Origin of the sequence: Dolichospermum sp. UHCC 0260 (genome assembly GCF_009711985.1) — a bacterium.
Lineage (GTDB): Bacteria > Cyanobacteriota > Cyanobacteriia > Cyanobacteriales > Nostocaceae > Dolichospermum > Dolichospermum lemmermannii.
This window is the reverse complement of sequence record NZ_VIKZ01000047.1, coordinates 1-7,424: the sequence shown is the minus strand read 5'-3', so window position 1 is coordinate 7,424 and position 7,424 is coordinate 1. Positions and strand designations below refer to the sequence as shown.

At 41.0% G+C, this 7,424-nt stretch carries 4 protein-coding genes; 2 read left to right on the top strand and 2 right to left on the bottom strand.

All coding sequences use genetic code 11. The features are described from left to right. Positions 1 to 45 precede the first annotated feature (45 nt). Both FJR08_RS17330 and FJR08_RS17325 read right to left on the bottom strand, forming a co-directional pair. The gene (locus FJR08_RS17330; protein WP_168634003.1) at positions 46 to 1,146 is read right to left on the bottom strand and encodes a type IV pilus twitching motility protein PilT; all 1,101 of its coding nucleotides are present in this window, start codon (positions 1,144 to 1,146) and stop codon (positions 46 to 48) included. Positions 1,147 to 1,211: 65 nt separating this feature from the next. After that, the gene (locus tag FJR08_RS17325) at positions 1,212 to 3,212 is read right to left on the bottom strand and encodes an ATPase, T2SS/T4P/T4SS family (RefSeq protein ID WP_168634002.1); all 2,001 of its coding nucleotides are present in this window, start codon (positions 3,210 to 3,212) and stop codon (positions 1,212 to 1,214) included. Between the two features lie 837 nt (positions 3,213 to 4,049). Between FJR08_RS17325 and grpE the strand changes: the two genes are divergently transcribed. Next, positions 4,050 to 4,724, top strand: coding sequence for a nucleotide exchange factor GrpE (grpE, locus tag FJR08_RS17320; RefSeq protein ID WP_168634001.1), 675 nt, complete (start codon positions 4,050 to 4,052; stop codon positions 4,722 to 4,724). Between the two features lie 720 nt (positions 4,725 to 5,444). Continuing rightward, positions 5,445 to 7,310: a molecular chaperone DnaK gene (dnaK, locus tag FJR08_RS17315; protein ID WP_168634000.1), complete on the top strand. Its 1,866-nt coding sequence runs from the start codon at positions 5,445 to 5,447 to the stop codon at positions 7,308 to 7,310. Positions 7,311 to 7,424: the final 114 nt, after the last annotated feature.

Below are 7,424 nucleotides of genomic sequence, written 5' to 3'. Positions count from 1 at the left end.
CGTACAGTTGTCATTGGGAAGAAATATTCCCCCTGCCCCTGCCTGTTAACGTAATTTAGCTCCTGCTGGGGCTGTTGCACCAATTAGACGCTGGACTTCATCTGGTTTAGAAGTTTTAGATATTGCTGCTTCAAAAGAAATAATTCCAGCTTTGTACAAATCAGCTAAAACTTTTTCTAGAGTTTGCATTCCCAACTTACCACCCGTCTGAATAGCTGAGTAAATTTGTGCTGTTTTTCCTTCCCGAATTAAGTTAGAAATAGCGGGAGTGATAATCATAATTTCTTGAGCCATTACTCGCCCATATTCACCTGACTTGACATTTTTCTTAGGTACTAAAGTCTGACTAAAAACTGCGACTAAGGAGTTAGACAACTGCACCCGCACCTGAGTTTGTCTTTCTGAGGGAAAAACGTCAATAATCCGGTCAACGGTTTGTGCGGCAGAACTTGTATGTAGTGTACCAAGTACCAAGTGGCCTGTTTCTGCAGCGGAAATCGCCAACGCAATGGTTTCCAAGTCCCGCATTTCTCCTACCAGAATAATATCGGGATCTTCTCGTAAAGCTGCTTTTAAAGCATTAGCAAAACTCTTCGTATCTTCTCCTAATTGGCGTTGGTGAACTAGACTTTTGATAGGTTCATAAACAAATTCCACAGGGTCTTCAACTGTTAAAATATGTTCTGCCCTAGTGCGGTTAATTAAGTCAATCATTGCCGCTAGGGTAGTAGTCTTACCAGAACCAGTTGGACCTGTGACGAGAATTAGTCCTCTAGGTTTTTCCGTCATTTCCCGGACTATATCTAGCAAACCTAATTTTTCAAAGTTAGGAATTTTAGAACTTAATGCTCGTAAACAAGCAGCATAAGCACCACGTTCTTTATAGACATTCACCCGGAACCTAGCTAATCCTTTAACACCGTAAGAACAATCTAATTCCCATGTTTGCTCTAAAGTTTTGCGCTGAGTGTTATTGAGCATACTGAAAATTAGCCTTTGACATTCATCAGCCGTCAATATGTGTTCACCAATAGGTGTCAGATGTCCACTAATCCGAAAATAGGGAGGCAATCCAGCGGATAGGTGCAAGTCTGACCCACCTCTATTAATTAGTTCTTCCATCAAGTCTTCAATCATCATTTCCATAGTCTGATTTCGCTCCCAATTAATTAACAATAAAAAACTTAAAACTCTCAATTCAAAATGTGCAGCTAATCTGTAAAGCGAGGTGTCATACAGTAAGGACAATCTAACCATTCTGGTTGTAATTCCCCACTACAAGTCAGACAAGTCAGACCACTTTTGCGTTTAGCTTTTAATTCAGCCTCTAAACCGTCATCTGTAAGTGTTACTCGCTCTACTTCTTCTAAGGTAGTTGCTCCTTGACGAACTAAGTCCAAACTGTAAGCTAGTAAGGTTTTCATCCCCTCTTCAACAGCTACTTCTTTAATCCTTTTTGTAGGTGCTTCCTTGTTGATCAGAGTTTGTAATTCTTCAGTAATCCGCATTACTTCATAAACCCCACAACGCCCCTTGTAGCCAACACCACCACATTTTTGACAAAGATTTTTATGGCTGGCTATTTCTTCTGGTGGGATAGTATTGGCTTTGTAGAAAGTTACCTGAGCTTCTTGGGAAACGGATAGACCATAGCGAGCTAGTTCTTTAATGGTCGGAGTGTATGCTATACGACATTCAGAACAGACACGACGAACTAGACGTTGTGCTAAAACACCAATTAAAGAACTGGAAATCATGAAAGGTTCAATGCCCATTTCTCCCAAGCGAGCGATCGCTCCTGGCGCATCATTAGTGTGTAAAGTAGTTAATACCAAGTGACCGGTTAATGCTGCCTCAATCGCCGTTTTCGCAGTTTCCCGATCCCGTGTTTCCCCCACCAGCAACACATCTGGATCTTGACGCAAGAAAGCCCGCAAGGCCGTCGAGAAATCCAACCCCTTTTCCCGAATTACCTGTACTTGAGTAATCCCCGGTAAACTATACTCAATTGGATCTTCTACTGTACTGATATTAATCCCCGGATCATTCTTTTCTGATAGTGCCGAATACAACGAAGTAGTTTTACCCGAACCAGTTGGTCCCGTCACTAAAATCAACCCGAATGGCTTACTAACCATATCCTTAACAATATTTAAGGTTTCTGGGTCAGTAATTAACTTATCCAAACCTAATTGAGTTCCAGTGTTATCTAAAATCCGTAAAACAACCTTTTCTCCATAGCGACTAGGTAGAGTATTTACCCGGAAATCCACCTTTCTTCCGGCAAATATCCGGCGAATCCGGCCATCTTGAGGTAACCGTCTTTCAGCAATGTCCAGGTTAGAAATAATTTTAAATCGGGCTGTTACCGCTGGGATAATTTTTTTCGGCATATTATCAAATGCCTCACGTAATATCCCATCCTTACGGAAACGAATCCGTAAATATTCTTCCTGCGGTTCAATGTGAATATCCGAAACACCCTCAGTTAAAGCCTTCAACAAAATCCGATTCACAAGTTTAATGATTGGTGCATGATCAGCACCCTTCATAGCATTATCTAAATCAACATCATTATCACTACTTTCATCTATGTCCAGAGTCCCTAGATTGTCTAAATCACCCTTGACATCATAATTTTTTTGCTGGTCTAATATCTTTTGGCGTGCCGCTTGTTCATTTAAAAATTTGTTAATGATGTCTTGATAATCTTTCTGGGTAATTACCCTGCGTTGAAAAGACAAGCCTTGGGAACGCAAAATTCGATTAATATCATCATAAGCATCTAAATTATCTGGATCAACCATAGCCACCAACACATAAGGTGGGCTTTGGTTATCATTTCTTGACAATGGGATTAACTGATGCCGACGACAGATATCAACAGGAATGAGGGTTTGAATTAAATTCCCCACGTTTGTTGGATCAATTTCGTAGATTGCGGGATCAAGAGACTCAACGCCGTATAAAATTTTGAGTTCAAATAAATGTTGTTTTTTGTATTCGGTGACAAACTCAGGTGATAATTTTCGCTCAGTAATTGATTCTAATACTTCTGTCAGTGGTTTACCGGACTTGCGGCTGGCAATTACAGCCTGCTTCATTTGTTCATTATTGACATAGCCAGACGCTACTAATTTATTAACGAAAGGCGAAAACTCAGTTCTTGTAGTCAGCGCAGTGCTACGCCGTTGTGGTGATGAGTGAGTCATAAGCAATTGGGTTAGGGTAGAGAAACCTCTTTTTTAAGTATTCCCATACTGTGGCAGATAATTCTCATTCTGTATGAAATTTCAGTCAACAACCTTTTTACAAAAAGGCAGGAGTTAAGAGGCAGGGGCAGGAGGTTATGAGTATCAATTAAAACTTTAGTTCTGGGTTTACAGAAAGAGTTATACTAAGACACCCAGCGCGTTAGTATAATGGCACGAAGTGCAGTATAAAGCGTTTTGGCTTTAATCCCATTATGAGTAAGGGTGGGTTCCTCCTACCTCCTGAAATTTAAATTTTCATGGCCGAGAATTAAGTGAGAACCAACAAGGCAAGAGTTTTTTTGGAGATCAAAGCTTTACTGTTCTAGCTATTTTGAATTATTTTGTCTTTATTTCCCATTCTATTCACCATTTATCACAATAGAATAATAAGCTGTCGCGCACTTAAATTGTATAATTTGGAGGTGGAAACCCGCCTATAGCCCAGATTGGGTTCAAAAACTAGATGCATGACAGCTTAGTGGTATCATTTCCTGCCAAAATATTGGTAATTAAAAGAGCAGCCCGTCGTCAGCGGGTTGTTGAAAAGGGGGATTTAAACCCAAAATTAGCTTACTAGCTGAATGCTCGTTAAATTTCTGCTGTTAAAAGCATCTGGAATGAGTAAATAATAGTAAACGAAAATAAACAGGTACACTACTATATAAGCCAGGAATTAGGCTAATCAACGAAAGATATAGCCAGCAGTTGCTAAAGTCACCGAACACACCTAAGTTTACCTCAAACCATTCTTCTCAGCACTTAAGTGACTGAATTTACCACATACCACATATTCTCATGAAAAGTGACTCCCCGTCCGAAATTAACTCCAACGAACCTGGATACGAGTTTAATGAGCAAGCAGCAAACCAAATAAATGAACAGGGAGATAACATACTCACTGAAGAACATGGTGATGCTACAGCCAACCCTATTGAAGTAGATATCGCTGTTTTAGCAGAGTTAAATCAACAAATTGAAACGCTCAAAACCCAACTAGAAGACCGTAGCACTCAGTATATGCGAATTGCCGCAGATTTTGAGAATTATCGCAAGCGAACTGCCAAAGAAAAAGAAGAAATTGACTTACAGGTAAAGCGAAACACAATTACAGAATTGCTACCTGTTGTAGATAATTTTGAGCGAGCGCGAGCGCACCTCAAACCCCAAGGTGATGGCGAAATGACAATTCATAAGAGTTATCAAGGGGTTTATAAACAATTGGTGGATTGTCTAAAACGTCTAGGTGTAGCACCCATGCGTCCTGAAGGTCAAGAATTTGACCCAAATTTGCATGAAGCCGTCATGCGAGAACCGACAGATGAACATCCAGAAGGAACAGTTTTAGAAGAGTTAGTTCGCGGCTACTATTTTGGTGAGCGCGTCCTCCGCCATGCCATGGTGAAAGTAGCTGCTCCCAGAGAAGATATATCTTTAGAATCAGAAGATTTGTCTAGCCAAGATAACGGTTAAGTTAAACAGCATATAGCGGTATGCACTTAAATGAGATACAGTCATAAGCCCCCTCCCCGCTTGCGGGGAGGGGGTTGGGGGTGGGGTTCTTGTATTTCACCCAACCAATAACCGCTATAAGGTTGTTGATACTTACTTACAGAACTTTCCGGTTTCATGAGGTACGTATATAGCGGGCAAGACTTGTACTGAGCAGTTCGACCCTTCGACAAGCTCAGGGCATCGCCAGGTCACTGTAACACTTGGCGATAGCGCAGCGTGGCGTTAGCCATAGTATGCCCGCTGGGTATGTACCTCATAACACCGGAAAGTTCTGTATCTGTTCCCTGTATCTGTTCCCTATTCCCTTGTTTGTAATACTAATTTTTAAAACTGTGGCCTCTGTGTGTGCGATCGCTTATAATAAATGTGTTTTTCATAAAGTTTGGATAAAGGTTGCATAAATTTATTGCCTGTAAGTAGGTGAACGGAAAAAAACCGTAGACGTGGAGCGGCTTCTCGAAGAGTAATATGTAAGGACAAGTAAAGTTGCTCAAAACCTTTTCTGGAATTCCCTGTTCCCTGGGATGCACTGAGCTTGTCGATAGCGAAGCGTGGCGTAAGCCATAGTGTTCCCTGTTCCCTTGTCATAACGACAATTTTTAACGCCAACCTATTCAGCTAAAACACAACCGCTTGTGAATAATTACGGTGGAGTATTTTATTAAAAATAATTCAAGTATGGGAAAAGTTATTGGGATTGACTTAGGGACTACGAATAGTTGTGTGGCTGTTTTGGAATCTGGGCGACCAAAAGTAATTGCCAACTCCGAAGGTGGACGCACTACCCCTAGCATTGTAGCCTTTGGTAAAGGGAAAGATCGCCTCATCGGACAATTAGCAAAGCGACAAACTATAACTAATGCCGAAAACACAATCTACAGTATTAAAAGATTTATCGGTCGTCGCTGGGAAGATACAGAATTAGAGCGCGGTCGCGTCCCTTATAATTGCATCAAAGGAAAAGATAATACCGTTGATGTCCAAATTCGCGGACAAAATTACACACCCCAAGAAATATCCGCTATGGTCTTGAAAAAACTCAAGCAAGACGCGGAAAATTTCTTAGGTGACGAAGTGACAAAAGCCGTAATTACCGTACCAGCATATTTTACAGATGCCCAAAGACAAGCCACAAAAGATGCAGGTACTATTGCTGGACTAGAAGTATTAAGAATTATCAACGAACCCACCGCCGCCGCCCTAGCCTTCGGTCTAGACAAACAAGATCAAGAGCAATTAATTTTAGTATTTGACTTAGGAGGGGGGACATTTGACGTATCTATTCTCCAACTAGGAGATGGAGTTTTTGAAGTTAAAGCCACCTGTGGTAATAATCATCTCGGCGGAGACGACTTTGATAATGCCATTGTTTGCTGGATGGTAGAGCGATTCCTAGCAGAAGAGAAAATAGACATTACCCAAGACAAAATGGCACTCCAACGCGTGCGAGAAGCCGCGGAAAAAGCCAAAGTTGAACTATCTAGTATGGTTATTACCTCCATTAACCTGCCATTTATCACTGCTGATGCTACTGGACCAAAGCATCTGGAAATGGAACTCAGTCGTTCTCAATTTGAAGAACTAACAGGGAGTTTAATCAAGGAGACTATCGCCCCAATGATGCAAGCCCTCAAAGATGCAGAAGTCAAACCGCAGAATATAGATAAGATTATTTTAGTAGGAGGTTCTACCCGCATTCCTGCTGTTCAAAACGCCCTGATCAAATTTTTCAATGGCAAAATCCCAGATCATTCCGTCAACCCTGATGAAGCAGTAGCACTAGGTGCAGCTATCCAAGCCGGAGTTTTGGGAGGAGAATTAAATACCCTATTACTGTTAGATGTCACACCTCTATCTTTAGGGATTGAAACACTAGGAGAAGTATTCACCAAAATTATTGACCGGAATACCACTATTCCCACTAGCAAAGCTCAAATATTTTCTACAGCCGTTGATGGTCAAACATCCGTAGAAGTTCATGTCCTCCAAGGAGAACGCTCCATGGCCAAGGATAACAAAAGTCTAGGGCAGTTTCTCCTCAGTGGGATTCCTCCTGCTCCTCGCGGCATTCCCCAAATTGAAGTGGCTTTTGAAATTGATGTGAATGGCATTCTCAAAGTTGCGGCTCAAGATAAAGGTACAGGTAGAGAACAAAGTATTCGGATTACAAGTACAGGCGGTTTAAGTAACAACGAAATTGAGCAAATGCGGCAACAAGCTGAGTTATTTTCCGAAGAAGATCAAAGACGTAAAGAACTGGTGGAACTCAAAAACCAAGGGAATAATCTCTTGTTTACTTATGCTTCAACATTACGGGATAATGCCAATTTACTCAGTGAGCAGTTGATAGCTTTGGCTAATCAGAAAGTTGAACAATTGCAAACGGCAATGAACAATCCGAATATGTCCCCCACACAGTTGAAGACCCTTTTAGAGGATTTCCAGCAAACTATCTTTGCTATTGGTACAAATGTTTATAACCAGGTTGATAATAAAGATTTAAAATCAGAAGCTGCCACGCAAATAAATCTTACCGAAGAATAGACCTCTTGCTTCAAGCAACACACAAATACCTCAATTCAATATTAATTTAGATCAGGAAAATAACTCACAAGCTGATTATTTAGAGAAGCAAGGATATATTTTCTTCATCTACCA

Coding starts and splice junctions, on each gene's coding strand:
- FJR08_RS17330 (WP_168634003.1), bottom strand. CDS start 1,146: ATGGAAATGATGATTGAAGACTTGATGGAAGAACTAATTAATAGAGGT.
- FJR08_RS17325 (WP_168634002.1), bottom strand. CDS start 3,212: ATGACTCACTCATCACCACAACGGCGTAGCACTGCGCTGACTACAAGA.
- grpE (WP_168634001.1), top strand. CDS start 4,050: ATGAAAAGTGACTCCCCGTCCGAAATTAACTCCAACGAACCTGGATAC.
- dnaK (WP_168634000.1), top strand. CDS start 5,445: ATGGGAAAAGTTATTGGGATTGACTTAGGGACTACGAATAGTTGTGTG.